At 33.0% G+C, this 14,699-nt stretch carries 12 protein-coding genes and 1 CRISPR repeat array (1 of these 13 only partly in view); of the genes, 5 read left to right on the forward strand and 7 right to left on the reverse strand.

Going from position 1 to position 14,699, the window contains the following annotated elements:
- Positions 1-297 precede the first annotated feature (297 nt).
- From F1847_RS09555 to cas4, 7 genes are all read right to left on the reverse strand, one after another.
- Entirely contained in the window at positions 298-543 is a 246-nt protein-coding gene (locus tag F1847_RS09555) for a transposase (RefSeq protein WP_150072397.1), read from the reverse strand.
- Between the two features lie 136 nt (positions 544-679).
- Positions 680-880, reverse strand: a complete 201-nt coding sequence (locus F1847_RS09415; RefSeq protein ID WP_150072398.1) for a transposase — start codon at positions 878-880, stop codon at positions 680-682.
- Positions 865-999, reverse strand: coding sequence for a transposase (locus F1847_RS09560; RefSeq protein ID WP_150072782.1), 135 nt, complete (start codon positions 997-999; stop codon positions 865-867). The genes F1847_RS09415 and F1847_RS09560 overlap by 16 nt, the downstream gene beginning before the upstream one ends.
- Complete coding sequence (locus tag F1847_RS07265) at positions 981-1,331, reverse strand: hypothetical protein (RefSeq protein WP_150072399.1); 351 nt, start codon at positions 1,329-1,331, stop codon at positions 981-983. The genes F1847_RS09560 and F1847_RS07265 overlap by 19 nt, the downstream gene beginning before the upstream one ends.
- Before the next feature lie 75 nt (positions 1,332-1,406).
- A complete protein-coding gene (gene cas2, locus F1847_RS07270; protein ID WP_150072400.1) occupies positions 1,407-1,691 on the reverse strand; it encodes a CRISPR-associated endonuclease Cas2 in 285 nt (94 codons plus the stop codon).
- A 3-nt stretch (positions 1,692-1,694) separates the two neighbouring features.
- The gene (gene cas1b, locus F1847_RS07275; RefSeq protein ID WP_150072401.1) at positions 1,695-2,660 is read right to left on the reverse strand and encodes a type I-B CRISPR-associated endonuclease Cas1b; all 966 of its coding nucleotides are present in this window, start codon (positions 2,658-2,660) and stop codon (positions 1,695-1,697) included.
- 18 nt (positions 2,661-2,678) lie between these two features.
- Entirely contained in the window at positions 2,679-3,179 is a 501-nt protein-coding gene (gene cas4, locus F1847_RS07280; protein ID WP_150072402.1) for a CRISPR-associated protein Cas4, read from the reverse strand.
- Positions 3,180-3,495: 316 nt separating this feature from the next.
- Here cas4 and F1847_RS07285 point away from each other — a divergent pair, with 316 nt between their 5' ends.
- The 5 genes from F1847_RS07285 to cas3 are packed head-to-tail and all read left to right on the forward strand — an operon-like array spanning position 3,496 to position 10,324.
- Positions 3,496-5,424 (forward strand): hypothetical protein, encoded by a 1,929-nt coding sequence (locus F1847_RS07285; RefSeq protein WP_150072403.1) that lies wholly within the window; start codon positions 3,496-3,498, stop codon positions 5,422-5,424.
- Positions 5,408-5,773, forward strand: a complete 366-nt coding sequence (locus F1847_RS07290) for a hypothetical protein (protein ID WP_150072404.1) — start codon at positions 5,408-5,410, stop codon at positions 5,771-5,773. The genes F1847_RS07285 and F1847_RS07290 overlap by 17 nt, the downstream gene beginning before the upstream one ends.
- Positions 5,766-6,794: a type I-B CRISPR-associated protein Cas7/Cst2/DevR gene (gene cas7i / locus F1847_RS07295; protein WP_150072405.1), complete on the forward strand. Its 1,029-nt coding sequence runs from the start codon at positions 5,766-5,768 to the stop codon at positions 6,792-6,794. Before F1847_RS07290 ends, cas7i begins: the two co-directional genes overlap by 8 nt.
- 15 nt (positions 6,795-6,809) lie before the next feature.
- Positions 6,810-7,631 carry a CRISPR-associated protein Cas5 gene (gene cas5, locus F1847_RS07300; protein ID WP_150072406.1) on the forward strand — a complete coding sequence of 274 codons (822 nt, stop codon included), beginning with the start codon at positions 6,810-6,812 and terminating at the stop codon, positions 7,629-7,631.
- Positions 7,631-10,324: a CRISPR-associated helicase Cas3' gene (cas3, locus tag F1847_RS07305; RefSeq protein WP_150072407.1), complete on the forward strand. Its 2,694-nt coding sequence runs from the start codon at positions 7,631-7,633 to the stop codon at positions 10,322-10,324. Before cas5 ends, cas3 begins: the two co-directional genes overlap by 1 nt.
- 380 nt (positions 10,325-10,704) lie before the next feature.
- A CRISPR array of direct repeats spans positions 10,705-14,699; the repeat unit is 30 nt; unit sequence GTTTTAAGCCTACCTATGAGGAATTGAAAT; it runs 3,371 nt beyond the window's last position.

Consider the following 14,699-nt stretch of genomic DNA (forward strand, 5'->3'; position numbering starts at 1 on the left):
TGACCACTTCTCGGCTGACTCAACTTTCGTACAATATTTGATTTTTTATTCTGACGATTTCAATAAGAATTTATTGCGTAAAAATTTTTGAAAAAACATGATAGTTCTGCAAAATCAATCCGCTAAACCTCCTCCCTTGTTTTCTCCTCTAAATAGCTAAGAGATTCTATTTCTTATTATTATGACAGCTTCTCTTACATTTGGGTTTATTTAAAGGTTCTATCTACTGAAGAAAATACCATATCTTTTCCTTTTAAATTTTTACACAATTAATAAACCTCTATCATAGTGTCCCTTTTATTGTGTAAAAATTTTTCCGAGAAAGGCATGGTAGTTCCCCAATTCAATTTCATTAAACCCTCTTAACTTCCTTGAGTTTAACCTCTCATTCAGTTCTTTCAAGATTAAATATAACAACCTCTCAACAGAGCCTTCATCCGGAAATACTTCTATTACCTTTATCCTCCTTTTTATCTCTTTCGCTAACCTCTCAACCTGATTAGTTGTATAAATAAACTGCCTTATCTCTCTCGGATACCTCAAACAAAAAGGTTAATAATGCATACGATTTATCCTCCCATTTCTTCACTACCTTAGGATATATCTTACCCCATCTTCCCCTTAATCTTAATATCCCCTCCTTAGCTCTTTCTTCTGTTTCTGCTCTATATATCCTTTTTTAATCTTCTGCAAATAAACCTCTATCTTTTGCCCGCACCTTATTTAAAGAATTCCTTACAGTATGTAATACACAAAGTTGCCATTCCGAAGCTGGATAAACCATCTTTATGGCATTTTCTATCCCAGGCAAATCATCCGTAATAAAAAGTTGAACTTTCTTTACCCCACGCCGATTTAACTCTCTTAAAGGTTTTCCCAATTCTTGGCACTCTCTCCTTCAGACCCAAATATCCAAAATCCAAGTATTTCTCTTCTCCCATCAGGCTTTATCCCTAAAGCTAAATATACTGGCTCCTTTGCTACCTCATTTCGCCGAATAGATAAATAAGTTCTTTAACTTCATCTTCAGTCACCTTTATTAACCGGGAAATGCTTTTCAGCCCTCCTTCTTTCAGGAAGTAGGAAGGCACGAAAAGTAAATCTCTGGTATAAAAACCATTTGCATAGTCTTCTTGCTCTTCTAAATAAATCCTTCTTTCTTCAAGCATAAGCTTTTCTAAAAGGTTTTTAATAAGATTGTTGACTTCTTGCTGAAAAAAGTTTAGAATTTCTTCTATAGGTTGTTTTGTTAAAGTTTTAGTTTTTTCTTTCACGGTAGCTTCCCCTCCTTTCTGGTAGTTTTGGTTATTATGCATTGGGGAAGCTACCATACCCTTCCCTTTCCCTCAAGTCTTTACACAATTAATGAGACACTACCAACCTCTACTCAGCCAAAATCGTAAAAATTAAATTACGTTACTATCAAAGTCAAAATTTTTTCTTGCTAAAATTATTCTTTCCCATTTTACAGTGTCGGGTAATTTATAAATTATCACGCTATCTTTATCTTTATCTACTACTTCTAAAATTGCTTTTTCAAGCTTATAAAGCTGCCCCTCTGTTAAATCTCCTTCGAATACTGACTTTTGTACATGATAGAGATACTTTCTTGCTATTTTACGAACTTTGTTTAATCTTTTTTGGTCAGAAGGCTCAATCGTTTCAATGTCGTAGATTAAGATTACCTTCATCCTTTACCACCAGACCCTTAATCCTTTATATTTTTTTTCTCCTAAAAGATGTTTTATCAATTTATAAAGCTCAAGCTTGATTAATGTTTTATACTTTACTTTTCTTTTTAGTTTTCTATGATAGATTGTAGATTCTAACAATTTATCAAAATGATAAACAAAGGTTTTTCTTCCTTTTTCAGTAAGATAAGCAAATTCTACCTCTTTTAAGAAATCTGAAGGTTTTATTAACCCTTCATTTATTAATCGAAAAATTAATTTGTCTACTATCAAAGGTTTAAAAATCTCAGAAATATCAAGAGCTAAAGAAAACCTTCTTTCAAACGGTTCATGTAAAAAACTCACCGCTGGATTAAGTTGGGTATGGTAAATCTCTTTTAAAATGGTGGTATAAAGCATTGAATTACCAAAAGAAATTAAAGCGTTTAAAGGGTTTTCGGGAGGCCTAAAACTTCTTTCGCCAAATTCCCAATTGGTGATCCTTTCAAAAGTAGAATAATAAATTCTACGAGCCTTTGCTTCTATAAGCATTATTTCATTTATAGATTTAGCTTGCATCACTTCTTCTTCACATTTTCTTAAGCCTAAAATTTCTTTTTCATACTCTCTTTTTTCAAGAATTCTATGAATATTATGGATTGCAGAAGCAATGATTTCTTTAGCCAGATAAAGCCTTTGAGAAGGGTTTAGGTAATGCTCAACTTGTTTTACTATCACTGTGCCTGATATGTTTGTTTCTCGAGGATAAAAACTTCCGGTGTAATATCCATAATAATTGAAAAAGTGAAGTAGAATACCATTTTGAGATAGAAAATTTACAAGCTTTGTGTTAAGGGTGTTTTCTCCAAAGAGATAAATCTGCTCCACTTGAGTAACAGGAATAAATCTTTTCCCTTCTGAAGTAGATAGACAAAGGGTGTTTTCTCTTCTTTCAAGTTTGCCCGAAGAAAAAAGGTAAAAAGATCTCATCTTAAATCCTCTATAATTTTAACTATAGCAAAATTCATAGTAACTACAATTTTTGCAGTAAGGCTTTTGTATTGTAGGAGGTAGAGGAGAATTTAAAATCTGGTTTATCTCTTTTTTAAAATTTTCGATTATTCTTTCGTCTTCCTCAACAAATTTAACCTCAATTTTTTTGAAAAGTTTTGGGTAATGAATAATTCCTGAAGAACAATTTATCCCCAATTTTTTCAGTTTGTATATATAAAACTTAACCTGCCAAATATGAGCAGGCTCCAATTTTCTTGACTTTTTTATCTCATGAACCACAATCCCATCTTTTGTTTTTATAAAATCTATTTTTACATCTCCGAGTTCTATATCTTTATACTTTTCCTTCTTAAAAGCTTCTTCATCTATTAATTTACCAAGCTCCACATAATCAGAATATTTTTCAAAACTTATCTGATGAGAAAAAAGCCAGAGTTTTCTTTTACAGACTACATAATAAGCTACCTGTGTGCCTGTGAAACTTTCTTTCAACATTTTTAAAAATCTCCATTTTTGTTTAATTTATCATAAAAAAGACTGCTTTTTAAATTTTTTTCGGCTAAAAATTAAATTTATTTAAACTTGACAGAAAAATTTTAAAAACTACAATTTTTCAATAATAAGAAAATTAAAAAAAATAATAACCAACACATTTTGTTATCTATAACATTACGAAAAAAAATTTTGCAAAATAAAACGATTAATTGAAGGTGCAAAAGGAACAACTACCAAAGTAGATGACCTCTTGAGGTGATTTATAAGGCAGGCTTTTTAAAATAAGAACAGCAATGTTTTAAATGATAAAGAAAGTATGAGTAAACCAAGAATTGAGGAACATGTAAACCAAAAATCAGGCAAATCTTCTAATAATCCGAATCAACTTCAATTTACCGGCAACTGGTTTATCGATGCAGGGATTTTGGGGTTCGTGAATTTGATGGAAGAAGTTTATGGGTGGGATTTAGAAAAACTAAGAGAAAGAATTAGTGAAGAACCAGAGGTCGTGTATTATGGATACTTTCCGTTTGCTTATTTCTATAACCTTTCAAAAAAAGATAAGAAAGAATTAAAAACGGAAGCGATTAGCTTTATAGAGAAAAATAAAGGATTAGGCAAAAAAATTTTAGAAGAAATTTGGTGGAAGTTTATTACTGAACTTTTTAGGGAGACTTGGGTTGAAAAGAAATTAGAAATAATGCACGAATCAGAATGCTATAAGGGAGGCAAGGTAAAGGACGCGAGAGGTAAAGTAAAGTCTCAATATGCTGATGATGGGTACATAAATTTAGTTAGGGACAGAGAGGAGTTGATAGGTAATATATTAAAAAACAATAATTTTAAAGAAAAAATTAAGGAAGTCCTCGGAAAACGTAAAGAATTTATTAAAGAAGGATCACATAATTTAGAAATTGATGATATAAGATGCTTAGAAGAAAATTTAGGCAACTTTACGGATGATGATCTTCGTAAAGAAATTGAAAATATTGTAAGGAAACACAAAGAACTCGAAAATTACCTTAACAGAATTTGGGATGTAGTTAAGTCGAAAAATGTTTCTAAAGACAAGAGCGTATTCTATAGAATCCCGATTGACAGTAGTTTCTTCAAAAACTATCTATTTTTCAACAACTCAAAAGGAATTTTTGAACAGCTGGAAGACTTAAAAAATCTTTTAGATGGCGACACAAGTTATTCAGATTATTTATCTAAAATCGATAAAACCATCAGCAAATTTTTACCGTCAGATAAAGAGTTCCCTAATATTTCATATACTAAATTTAGAGCAGAAACAATACTGAAAGATGTGCCATACTTATTTGTTTATCTTATTAATTTCTTGAATGCTTTTGTTAACGTAAGAGGAATCGGTAATGTGTTTTTCTATAGCAATGATTTGGATTTCACATATCGGATTAATAAAAAGATTAAAGTTTATATTAAGGATAGCGATAAAAATCTGAAGATACTTAGATTGACTTGGCAGGCGATAATAGACACATTGGTTGAAACCGAAACAACTTGGGTTCTCGAAAATATGTATTTAATCCGATACAAATCCCTTTCTCAACAGGATTTAATAGGAGTAGAATACATAGGAATTTTAAAACTACAGGCAAGCATAATCCTCGATGATACGATAAGAGACACTATAAATAGAAATATAGCTGTAAAAGCGTCAAACGGGAAAATAGAACAGCAGGTTTGGCTCCTTGAAGAATTTATAAAACAAAAACCCCTTTTACCGCATCTTATAAACAACATTCATCTTTACTTAGCAGAAAGGTTAAACTTGAGTGAGGAAAGTGTCGGAAGAATAAAAAGAAGAATGGTTTACGCGAGCATAGTAGATGCAAAAGTAAGAGAATTTGGGCATGATAACAGATTGTTCGGAGATTATTTCTTTAATAGCTACAGACAGCTTTTATCAGAAATAAAGGATGATGCGATAAAAGCTTTTGGTGCGGTTAGAACAATTAGTGAAATACTTGAAGATAGTGATGAGAGAAAAAGTTATGCTAATCTTTTACTAAGTGCAATAAGGAGAGACAATAAACACCGGTTTGTAAACACGGTTTTAAAAGCTCTTGTTGAGAAAAAGGGGGAAGAAAAAGTTGTTAAAACTCTAATGAGTTTTATATTCGATAAAATACTCTCTAACGATCTAAGCTGGAAAAATTACGCTCTAATTTTGGTTGCAGGTCTGCTTGGAGGAGGTGAAGCTGATGGAGAAGAAGAATGAATATGAATTTTATTCGGTAAAACCGTGGGAGTTGAAAAATTTGAGAAATCTAACAAGAGAAGTATTCAGCAACATAGGCACTGAAAAATCAAGGCAGAGGCTCGTTTACGACCTTCTAAACGCATTGAAAACGAACGACAGAAAACGATTTTTATGGCTAATTCTGAAAAACGTCAACAACATAAGTGTTGAGAAGAGTGAAAAAGTGAAGGAATTTGCGGAGCTCCTAAGCACTCTTCAGTTTGAACACGAAACAGTGGAGAATTTTGATAAAATAGCTTATGCAATTGTTATGGGTATAATGTCTGGTGAATCTAAAACAGAAATAGGAGGTGATTCCAATGAGTAATGAATCCAACGTTAAGTATATTTCGATGGATATAGTTTTTTATGGCAACTCCTTAAACTACGATTGGGGTGGAGGGACAAACTACCAAGAACTTAAGAAGATAACAAAATGGGATGGTAGACAATATGTTTTGGTAAGCAGATACGCACTTAGATACAGTATATTGCACTGGGCGAATAAGCTATTTCCCGAAAAATGGAAGTTGGCAGGACAAAACGAATTACATGTGGAAAAAGGAGAAGTTGTAAGACTTAAAAAGAAAGACAAGGAGTTCCTAGAAAAAATTTTCAAGGAATTTCCCGAATTTGATCTGTTTGGATTCATGATTGCAGAAAAAGGCAGCGAGCAGGCAGCTTTAACAAGAACCTCACCTGTAAAAATAAGTCATGCCATATCACTGACACCTACAAATCTCGATGCGCATACTATGGCAAATTTGGATATGGTCAGAAGAGCAGGTGGTAAGGGTAGCAATCCAGTGACGATTGAAGAAAAACCTGACTTTTACGTATACAACATTACAATAGATGTCGAAAGAATCGGAAAATATCTTAAAGAGGAACACGGAGATGAAAAGATAGGAGATATTGTGATCGATCAGAATACGGCAAAAGAAAGAGTTGTTCAGTTAATTGAGACGGTATTAAACCTAAAAAGAGACATCAAGGGGAGAAGAGAAGACCTTTCACCATGGCTTGTTGTGCTTGGTATCTATAGGGACGGAAGATACGAGACATTCATTGACAAAATAATGTTAGAGAGAAAAACGCACTATAAAGTTAAGAGGACTTATAGGAAAGAGGGAGATACAGAAATAGTTGAAAATGAAATTGAAGAAGGGTTGATGCCATTGTTCAAGATAGGGCTAACGGATAACGTTGACAACAACGCCGGATTGTATATTTACTATCGAAAAGACTTTTGCGATTACACACCGAAGAAAGAAGAACTAGAAGTGAAGGCAAAGGAAGATATTATTAAAAAAATTGAAGAAGCATTAAGATTGTCAACAGAAAATTAGATTAAAAAGATAAATATGAATGAGAAAATAATATACGTTGAACTGTTCCAACCTTTTTCACAATACAGGAACCTATTCACTTTTTACTATGCGCAATCATATCCTCTACCGCCCAAAAGCACGGTAATAGGAATGCTGCAAAATGCAACTGACAGGTATTATGAGCTTGAGTTCTGGAAACTAAGAGTCAGCATTCACGGAGGATTTGAGAGTGTGTTCTGGAACTACCAGCAGTTAATCAAGGGGTATGTAGAGGTTGATAGTAAATTAAAAGTAATAAATCAGGGGAAACTACTATACAATGAGGGTATTAAAGCCCAGAGAACTCCGGTTCACCAGCAAGAACTTTTTAATGGTCATCTCTACTTCTTTATTAAAGGACCTAAGGAAATCGTCGATGAAATACATTATGCTTTGGAAAAACCTAATAAAATACTGTCCCTCGGAAGAAGCGAGGATGTTGTGTACATAAGAAAAGTATTGGACATAAATCCCAAAAACATAGAAACAAAAACTGTAAAGAAAAACATCTGGTTAACGTATCCAACGTATATTAAGCTGAAAGCCAATGGAAAACGTTTTCCAATAAAAAACGAGAAGTTTCCTGTTTACTCGATTCCAGTTAGGGTGGAATTTTGGAATGATGGCAAGCCTGTCAAAAACAAAGCAGAAATCAACAAAAAAACTGAAAGAAAGGTTTGTTTTGAAACTGTTATCTACACAGGGCTTGATTATGTGGTTTATCTAAGCAAAGAAGTTAAAGTTGAGACATTTAAGATAAACCTGAACGGAAAAAATCTTATATTTAAGATCCCTTCAGAATTCGGGTGGTTGTGATGAAGCTAATAGATTTGTTAAGGGCAAAATCCGAAGGCCAAGAGAGCCTTTTGTTTAAAGAGCACATAATTGAGGCCCTACAAAGAGCAAAACAATTAAAGAATTTTATAGATGCAAACAAAGAATCCATAAAATGCCAGCAGTTAAAAGACATCGAATTTTTTGAGGCTTTAGCAACGGCTATAATTTTACATGATTTAGGAAAAGTAAATTACGAATTTCAAAAAATGGTGTATGACAAAGCTTCTGAAGAGTGGGAAAAAGTTAAGGAATTTCTTAAAGTATTGCGAAATGTTAATCTGAAGGATCACGAAGTACTGTCTTCTATCTGGGCTTCTATACTTTTAGATAACAGTGAATGGAACGCGAAAATTAGAACTGCTGTATTACTCCATCACTATAACGGGTACTTTGTAAATGAGAAAGACCTCATGGGAATTGTAGAAGACTATCGTGAGAACATAATGCTATATTTAAAGTTCTTGATTGAGAAAAAGGATGAAATTGATGATTTCTTAAATGATCTTTTAAACGAAATCAACGAAAAATTTGAAGAAGATTTTATAAAATCAGCTGTTAGTAAGATTCAAAAAATCAACGTTTTTGAAAGAGCAAAAGACCTTCTTGAAAAAATAGAAAATCGCGAAGACGATATATCTGAATTCGCAGATTTTTATAACATTAACAATGAAAATCCAGATTACGATTTTATGCTATTTCTTGGTTGTTTGAGGAGATGCGATTATTCTGCAAGCGGTGGCGTTGATTTAGAGTTAGAGAAAATAAACAATATGGAAGATGTTTATACTACTCTGAAAGAGAGGATAAAAACCAAAGTTAAATCAGATTCATTATGGCAAGAAAACATCTTAGAAAAAATAGATCCTCTAAAGCCTATAGTCCTGGTGGCACCTACAGGTTCTGGAAAAACAGAATTTGCACTGTTATGGGCAGAGAAAAATAATAGAAAGCTGATCTACACCTTACCCCTTAGAGTGGCGTTAAATGATCTTTTTTTTAGATTCAGAGAGGCGGATCATGCATATTTCGAAAAAGAATTCGTTGATGTTTTGCATTCTACTGCGTTCATAGAATATCTGGGGAGAGAAAAAGTTTATGAATCGGGAGATATAGAAAAGAAGTTAACCGCAGCAAAACTCTTATCGTCTCCAATTTTACTAACTACGCCAGATCAGGTTTTTCTAACATCTTTAAACTACTACGGTTCGGATAAAGTTTTGGCCGTCTATCCATTATCTTCTATAGTGATTGATGAAGTTCAGACTTATGATGAAGAAATGGCATCCATAATAGTGAAAACGCTTCAAATTGTCCAAAAACTTGGTGGTGTTGTGATTGTGATGACAGCAACGCTGCCACCTTACTTTGAACCGTTCCTTAAAGGTGAAGTTGATTTTACAGATTTGCAGTTTGATTTTATAGATTTGCAGGATATTAAAGAAAATGTCAAGAACTACAACATCAAGAGGCATAAGATTAAGGTTGTAGATAAGGCTCTTGTTAAATACGTAGATAATGATAAAAAAGATAAAGAATTAAAAAAAGGTAAAAAAGATATAGATATATCGGATGAACTTGAGTTATGGCTCGATGAGTTCAAAGACAAAAACATGTTCATAGTCGTAAACAATGTTAGCAAGGCAATAGCTATCTACGAATGGTTAAAAAACAAAGATTATCCAAACATCTTTCTTTTGCACTCCCGATTAATCGAGAAAGAAAAAAGTAGGCGCATTAAGTTGATTAAGGAACTCATCAAACCTAACAAAAACGAAGAAGAGATTAGTAAACTAAAACAAGAAGGTGAAAAAATAAACCCAGATAAGCCAGCTATTGTTGTTGCAACTCAAATTATCGAAGCCTCGGTTGATCTAGATTTTGACGCAATGATTACGGAGATTTCAACTATAGATAGTCAAATCCAGAGATGGGGTAGAGTCTATAGAAATAAGGATCAAGATTATAATAAAGAAGAGCCAAACATCGTTATTTTTGCCGGAGAGCAAGAAGAAGGTAAAACAAAAATAGACAAAGGAACTAAAGCGATTTATGATAAAAAAGTTATAGAAAAAACAATCGAGGTTTTAAAAGAATTCGAAGGTAAAGTTCTGAACTACGACGATGAGAGAGCAATGGTAAATGAAGTTTTCAACAGAGAAGTCGAAGTTGAAGGTTATCAAGGAACACTTAAGGATTTTTACATTAAAAAAATCAGAGAAAACTTAGATTTCCTGAAATACTTTACAGTTGAAAAAAAGAGTCAAGCACAGCGGGTTTTTAGAAGAATAGCTGGAATTCAAGTGGTAATTCCTGAAATTATGAAGCATTATGGAGATGAATTAACAGAAAAGTTTGCCGAAATCGTTGAAAATCTAGATTTAAACAAAATAACATGGGAAGAAATTGTGGACGAACTTAATAAGAAGTTATCAAATGGTTTAAATAAAATAGAAACTAAATGGATGCTTAAGAAAATCCTTTACGAGTATTCGATTAACATCCCAGTATTTTACTGGGAAGGTGGGAAACTCTCAAACTTAAGAACTCATGAATTCAAAGGATTTCAGGTTTTAAAACTTTCAAGAGAGCAAGCAGAAGAAGTATACTGGTATGGAATTGATAAAATACTCAAAAAAGAGGAAGAAGAAGTATATTTTGATAATATTATCTAAATTTTAAAGGTGGGACCAATTTCATAATTTATTTTAATTATTTTAACCCCTCTGAAAAGTATTTAAATTCTTAGAGATTGATTTAAAATTTTGAAGTAAAAAAGTGAAAAAAGAGATATTGAGACGAAAGTATAGAAAGTTGATAAACTACAGTGCTTTCTCTAAAAAATTTTTGTACAATAAAAAGAACACTGTGTTTTAATGCTTAGACGGGATGAGACAAACAGATTTTTTAAAATACTTAGTAAAAAATTTCTGTTCTTTGACAATTGAATAAAAGTTGATTAATTTAATAAATTTTTATTCTTTGCTTATAAGTTGACGCAAAAATGAGATTTTATTTTTTTTGAAATTAAAGTATATTTTAAATTTAAACTACGGTTTTAAGCCTACCTATGAGGAATTGAAATTTTCTTTTTGCAGTTTATAAAACTTATACATTCCCTGTTTTAAGCCTACCTATGAGGAATTGAAATAAGGACGAAATTGTTATTTACGACGAAACTTTAAACGTTTTAAGCCTACCTATGAGGAATTGAAATACTCAGACGTCTTGTGCAGATATATCTTAATTTTCTGTTTTAAGCCTACCTATGAGGAATTGAAATCGCCTCCCGCAAAATCGCCGCTAAAAATTCCTTTAAGTTTTAAGCCTACCTATGAGGAATTGAAATTTTACTTTTAAACACTTAAAAGCAAACATATTTCGGTTTTAAGCCTACCTATGAGGAATTGAAATTTTTTTGTGCTACTTTTTCTAAAGCTGGTCCCTTTCGTTTTAAGCCTACCTATGAGGAATTGAAATGCAAGCATTGCTCTTGCAAGAACACTTCCCATTTTGCGTTTTAAGCCTACCTATGAGGAATTGAAATTCAGGACATAGCGGATGTAGAAGTTTATAGTCCAGAGTTTTAAGCCTACCTATGAGGAATTGAAATTGACTTCAAGCTCTACAAGCTCGTCTCCTAAGAACTGTTTTAAGCCTACCTATGAGGAATTGAAATAGTAGAAAAGGCTGTAGAGGATTTCATTGCTTGGAGTTTTAAGCCTACCTATGAGGAATTGAAATAAAGAAAATATTTTTCGTAAGTGTCCTCTTTGTGGAGTTTTAAGCCTACCTATGAGGAATTGAAATGAAAGGTTATTAATCAATCTTCAGACCTACGCAAGGTTTTAAGCCTACCTATGAGGAATTGAAATCATCCTCCCCCGCATTGACGAAATAGAAGACGAGAAGTTTTAAGCCTACCTATGAGGAATTGAAATTTATGTATTGAATAGCCTTGTCAATTCTTTTCAGCATGTTTTAAGCCTACCTATGAGGAATTGAAATTACGAGTTTTCTGTCTTCTGTGCAAACTTTGCTTGTGTTTTAAGCCTACCTATGAGGAATTGAAATCGGGATCTTTCATAGGGCTTGGTATTCACGCAAACTGTTTTAAGCCTACCTATGAGGAATTGAAATGATAAGGTTTCAGCGGTATATGTCGCTGGATTTGAAGTTTTAAGCCTACCTATGAGGAATTGAAATTTAGAAATAGCTGGTGCGTCAATTCCTGAAAGAAGAGTTTTAAGCCTACCTATGAGGAATTGAAATCCGGGATGGGATGGGATTTACGGACTTTGGAGAAGAGTTTTAAGCCTACCTATGAGGAATTGAAATCTGTAATAGAAATAGAAATTAGAAGAAATGAATAAAGTTTTAAGCCTACCTATGAGGAATTGAAATAAGTAGGTGAGGAATGGGAAGTATCCATTATTGATAAGTTTTAAGCCTACCTATGAGGAATTGAAATTTCGTATTTGTCAATGACTTTATAAACTTTTTCCTCAGTTTTAAGCCTACCTATGAGGAATTGAAATCATAGACAGGCTCAGGGACATACTCAGATTTTTTCGGTTTTAAGCCTACCTATGAGGAATTGAAATATAAATGTCTCACCAATAACCGCATCTGTTAAATCTGTTTTAAGCCTACCTATGAGGAATTGAAATAATTTTTGGTGAGCCGTTTGGGGTGGATGGCAGTTATGTTTTAAGCCTACCTATGAGGAATTGAAATAACCTGATAGTGATATAGAATTTTTTGATTTCTTAGCGTTTTAAGCCTACCTATGAGGAATTGAAATCCCTTATATTAGTTATATTTCTACCCATTGAAGCTTCGTTTTAAGCCTACCTATGAGGAATTGAAATCACTAAGACATAATCTTCGTTGATTTCTCTTTCAAGTTTTAAGCCTACCTATGAGGAATTGAAATTCTGGTAATCTTTGCTTTAAAGCAAAGTGAATACCTGTTTTAAGCCTACCTATGAGGAATTGAAATCTTTTTTTCTGCTCTTTTTATCTCTTCTTCGTTAACGTTTTAAGCCTACCTATGAGGAATTGAAATATTAGTTCTAATTGATTATTTTCAATAAATAGAGCTGTTTTAAGCCTACCTATGAGGAATTGAAATAAATCGATGCGGGGTATTTTTGAAGAGAAGAAGCTTGTTTTAAGCCTACCTATGAGGAATTGAAATGAGGGCGGCGAGGTTTTAGATCGTCAACTATATGAAGTTTTAAGCCTACCTATGAGGAATTGAAATTTGGAGTAATTCCCGAGCTTCATCAACAGTAATTCTGTTTTAAGCCTACCTATGAGGAATTGAAATTATACTTTCAAATAAACACCTCATATCATCATTATAGTTTTAAGCCTACCTATGAGGAATTGAAATCTATTTGTCGAAGTCTTTGGCAAGCATGATGACCCCAGTTTTAAGCCTACCTATGAGGAATTGAAATTGTTTGGTTGTTTTGATATTAAATGTGTAAAATGTTGTTTTAAGCCTACCTATGAGGAATTGAAATTTTGGTGTCCCAGGTGGCAGCTTTTGCTGCCACCCAGTTTTAAGCCTACCTATGAGGAATTGAAATGAAGAAAAAAGGAACTTATTTTCTGACAGGATAAGGTTTTAAGCCTACCTATGAGGAATTGAAATTCTCCTAACATACCGAAATTCAAGTGTCCGTTATGGTTTTAAGCCTACCTATGAGGAATTGAAATCTGGGGCTTTTTGCATATTGGCTTGTTTATTTATTAGTTTTAAGCCTACCTATGAGGAATTGAAATGCCGTGTAAAGCCCCTTTATGAATTGTTTAGTAATTGTTTTAAGCCTACCTATGAGGAATTGAAATATTTTATAACCAAATACATTGATAGACTGCTAAATCGTTTTAAGCCTACCTATGAGGAATTGAAATCAGGTTGGCAGAGGGGCTATGAGCTTTGGAGAAAATGTTTTAAGCCTACCTATGAGGAATTGAAATTTTGTCGTTTTTGCAACAGATAATGAGACACATAGGTTTTAAGCCTACCTATGAGGAATTGAAATTACGTCGATAATGGTATTTTTGATGATAACAAAAATGTTTTAAGCCTACCTATGAGGAATTGAAATCAAAAATGAGGGGACACTTTCAGGAGAGAATGTCTCGTTTTAAGCCTACCTATGAGGAATTGAAATGAGCCGGCGAAGGGATCTAAAATTATGTCATTAAGCGTTTTAAGCCTACCTATGAGGAATTGAAATAGGTAGGTTTTCTTGCTCTTCTTTTTCTCTGAAGGGTTTTAAGCCTACCTATGAGGAATTGAAATTACCCCGCAATGGAACGAGAAAATATTTATTATTCCGGTTTTAAGCCTACCTATGAGGAATTGAAATAAGATCTTTATAAATGTCTTTATAGTGCTTTTTAAGGTTTTAAGCCTACCTATGAGGAATTGAAATCTCTCTTTCATCTCATCATATATCTTTTTCGCAATTAGTTTTAAGCCTACCTATGAGGAATTGAAATTCTTCTACATACAACTTCCTCAACATCTCTTTCTCTGTTTTAAGCCTACCTATGAGGAATTGAAATTGAAGCTTCATTTCTTGAATTAATGCACTAATCGTAGTTTTAAGCCTACCTATGAGGAATTGAAATTCTTGGATTTCTTTTCCACGGTAATGATTTAACGAGTTTTAAGCCTACCTATGAGGAATTGAAATGCTGTCTTTCGGTTTTACAGTTACATCAAACAAATCCGTTTTAAGCCTACCTATGAGGAATTGAAATTATTGATAAAGGAAGGTTTTTTATCGCAAAGCCTAGTTTTAAGCCTACCTATGAGGAATTGAAATAAAAAAAACAAAACACTAAGAACCTAAAGCAAACTCGTTTTAAGCCTACCTATGAGGAATTGAAATTTTACAATAAAAACAAATGGATTTGAGTTCGACGTTGTTTTAAGCCTACCTATGAGGAATTGAAATAAAAAGAAAAATTACATACCAAGCCCTGTCTACGAGTTTTAAGCCTACCTATGAGGAATTGAAATAAATA

Origin of the sequence: Thermodesulfobacterium sp. TA1 (genome assembly GCF_008630935.1) — a bacterium.
Taxonomy (GTDB): domain Bacteria; phylum Desulfobacterota; class Thermodesulfobacteria; order Thermodesulfobacteriales; family Thermodesulfobacteriaceae; genus Thermodesulfobacterium.

Coding starts and splice junctions, on each gene's coding strand:
- cas3 (WP_150072407.1), top strand. CDS start 7,631: ATGAAGCTAATAGATTTGTTAAGGGCAAAATCCGAAGGCCAAGAGAGC.
- cas2 (WP_150072400.1), bottom strand. CDS start 1,691: ATGAAGGTAATCTTAATCTACGACATTGAAACGATTGAGCCTTCTGAC.
- cas4 (WP_150072402.1), bottom strand. CDS start 3,179: ATGTTGAAAGAAAGTTTCACAGGCACACAGGTAGCTTATTATGTAGTC.
- F1847_RS07285 (WP_150072403.1), top strand. CDS start 3,496: ATGAGTAAACCAAGAATTGAGGAACATGTAAACCAAAAATCAGGCAAA.
- cas5 (WP_150072406.1), top strand. CDS start 6,810: ATGAATGAGAAAATAATATACGTTGAACTGTTCCAACCTTTTTCACAA.
- F1847_RS07290 (WP_150072404.1), top strand. CDS start 5,408: ATGGAGAAGAAGAATGAATATGAATTTTATTCGGTAAAACCGTGGGAG.
- F1847_RS07265 (WP_150072399.1), bottom strand. CDS start 1,331: ATGGTAGCTTCCCCAATGCATAATAACCAAAACTACCAGAAAGGAGGG.
- cas7i (WP_150072405.1), top strand. CDS start 5,766: ATGAGTAATGAATCCAACGTTAAGTATATTTCGATGGATATAGTTTTT.
- cas1b (WP_150072401.1), bottom strand. CDS start 2,660: ATGAGATCTTTTTACCTTTTTTCTTCGGGCAAACTTGAAAGAAGAGAA.